Raw genomic sequence first — 2,804 nt, forward strand, 5'->3', positions numbered from 1 at the left:
AGACAATTTCTTAGTTGTGGAACGGGCATCTTGCCCGTTCGGAACAGGCGAAAAGCCCGTTATAAGAGACAACTTCTTAGTTGTGGAACGGGCATCTTGCCCGTTTCTAAAGCTGTGAGAATAAGTGCAAAATCTAAAAATTGCCCAATTACCCCCAATCCTCAATTGTCACCAAATCCATCAAAACCTGTCCATCCCCTAAAGCGGCTGCTGAAGTACGGGCGCCGCTACCGCCTGAAAGCTTGGCTGGCAAGTATCTGTTCGCTGCTGAATAAATTCTTCGATTTAGCGCCGCCAGCATTAATCGGTATTGCCGTTGATGTGGTGGTGAAACAGCAAGATTCTATCCTCGCTCAGTGGGGCATAAAAGATGTTTTTTGGCAACTGGCAATTATCACTCTTTTGAGCGCGATTGTTTGGACGTTGGAATCTGTTTTTGAATATGCCTATGATTATTTGTGGCGCAATTTGGCTCAGGATATCGAACACGATTTGCGTCTGGAAGCTTACAGCCATTTGCAGGAATTAGAATTAGCTTATTTTGAAGAACGCAGCACGGGCGGTTTGATTTCTATTCTCAACGATGATATCAATCAACTCGAACGTTTTTTGGACGACGGCGCTAATGAGGTAATTCAGGTAATTACAACGGTTATTGTGATTGGCGCGGCTTTTTTTGCCGCATCTCCTGGTGTTGCTGGGCTGTCAATGCTGCCGATACCTTTTATTATTTGGGGATCGATCGCCTTTCAAAATCGCCTCGCTCCTCGCTATGCTGACGTGCGGGAAAAGGTGAGTTTTCTGAACGGGCAACTGTCGAATAATTTGATGGGAATTACTACTATTAAAAGTTTTACTTCCGAAGATTATGAAATTCAGCGCATCGAAACACAAAGCCAAGCTTACCGCCAAAGCAACCGACGGGCGATCGCACTTTCGGCTGCTTTTATCCCGCTGATTCGGGTGGTGATTTTCTTGGGGTTTATTGCAACGCTATTTCTGGGCGGCTTGGAGGTTGTGGCGGGCCAGTTGTCTGTGGGAACTTACAGCGTTTTGGTGTTTTTGACCCAGCGGTTGCTGTGGCCGCTGACTCGCTTGGGAGATACTCTCGATCAATACCAGCGCGCAATGGCTTCTACTAATCGGGTGATGAATTTGTTGGATACTCCGATCGCCATTCGCACGGGCGATATTCGGCGGCCAGTTAGTTCGATTAAGGGTGAGTTGGAATTTAAAAATGTTACTTTTTCTTACAATCAAAGAAAGCCGATTTTGCAGTATTTTTCTATGACTCTGCCGGCTGGAAAAACTACTGCGATTGTTGGCGCAACTGGTTCGGGAAAGAGTACGCTGGTGAAACTGATATTGAGGCTGTACGAGGTACAGTACGGAAACATTTATCTCGACGGTATAGAATTAAATAACCTGAATTTAAAAGATTTGCGTAGAGCGATCGGATTGGTAAGTCAAGATGTGTTTTTGTTTCACGGTACGGTGGCAGAAAATATTGCTTACGGCAGTTTTGAGGCAAGCAATCGAGAGATAGTAAATGCTGCTAAAATTGCGGAGGCCCACGAGTTTATCTCGCAATTGCCGGACGGTTACAACACTATTGTAGGGGAACGCGGTCAAAAATTGTCGGGGGGACAGCGGCAGCGAATTGCAATTGCACGGGCTGTTTTAAAGAATCCGCCGATTTTGATCCTTGACGAAGCTACTTCAGCGGTGGATAACGAGACGGAGGCGGCTATTCAGCGATCGCTCGAACGAATTACCAAGAATCGCACTACAATAGCGATCGCCCACCGTCTTTCTACAGTCCGCAATGCCGATTGCATTTTTGTCATGGAAGAGGGGCTAGTGGTAGAATCGGGGCAGCACGAACAACTTCTCGAACAGGACGGAGTTTATGCGTCGCTCTGGCGCGTGCAATCTGGTATAAGATAGAAACGCAGCGGTTTTGGGTAATTGGGAATTTGTTATTTGTTGTTTGTTATTGGTTATTTGTTGTTATATTATGTCGGGTCAATCAATGATGAGTACAGTGCGAGCTTCTCGCTTGCACTACAGAATCACAATCGGCGATTACCCGGACATGATGTTACTGACAACTGACAACTGACAACTGACAACTGACAACTGACAACTGACTGCAAAATATTAGTTTCTACAAGCAAAGAGAGAAAATGTTTCTATTTGGTAGCCCTGACTCAGAAGAAAAAAATGAAAATAACTGGCGTCGCAAGTTAGATAAATTTGTGAAAGCTAACAAACAAGAATTGGCGGCTTTAGCTTGGGGACTCTTTCTGGAAAGGGGAGAAGAAAGCGACGATATTTTGGGAATTGATGTTGCAGGAACGCCGCGTTTCGTGTACTGTAAAAAAGAGGCTATAGAGGAATTGAACCGTCAAGTTAAAAGTCATATTCAGGAAATTATAGGAGTGCTGAACGCTCACAAACCGGATAAAGAGGTGGCGATTGTGGCGATCGGCGAAGGTGAAATCAAGTTAATTTTATTTGAGATTGAACCTGCACCTCCTGCTTGTTTTGAGGAAGCAGCGGCGGATGTGGATACTTTGCTCGATCGACTGGAAAAGCAAATGGCCGAATATATCAAAGCATAAGTTACACCCTTTATTCGGTGATTGAAATCACGTCTACACAGATGAATCGGCGATTAAAAAAGACTGTTGGCGAATGTATAGCGGTTCTCAGAAAGATTCGCGGACGTTGTTGGGCTTGGGCCCTCAAGCGTCTGGCTGGTTATGTAAGCTGTCAGTCATACCTCATCTTTTTGAGAAAGG

The 2,804-nt window shown here is 45.1% G+C and carries 2 protein-coding genes; both read left to right on the top strand.

The genetic code is table 11. The features are described from left to right. Positions 1-165 precede the first annotated feature (165 nt). Positions 166-1,947 (top strand): ABC transporter ATP-binding protein, encoded by a 1,782-nt coding sequence (locus QUA56_RS32690; RefSeq protein ID WP_333367004.1) that lies wholly within the window; start codon positions 166-168, stop codon positions 1,945-1,947. Positions 1,948-2,186: 239 nt separating this feature from the next. Continuing rightward, complete coding sequence (gene ccmS, locus QUA56_RS32695; RefSeq protein ID WP_333366999.1) at positions 2,187-2,624, top strand: beta-carboxysome assembly chaperone CcmS; 438 nt, start codon at positions 2,187-2,189, stop codon at positions 2,622-2,624. Positions 2,625-2,804: the final 180 nt, after the last annotated feature.

Source organism: Microcoleus sp. N3A4 (assembly GCF_036701805.1).
Classification (GTDB): domain Bacteria; phylum Cyanobacteriota; class Cyanobacteriia; order Cyanobacteriales; family Microcoleaceae; genus Microcoleus.

Coding starts and splice junctions, on each gene's coding strand:
- ccmS (WP_333366999.1), top strand. CDS start 2,187: ATGTTTCTATTTGGTAGCCCTGACTCAGAAGAAAAAAATGAAAATAAC.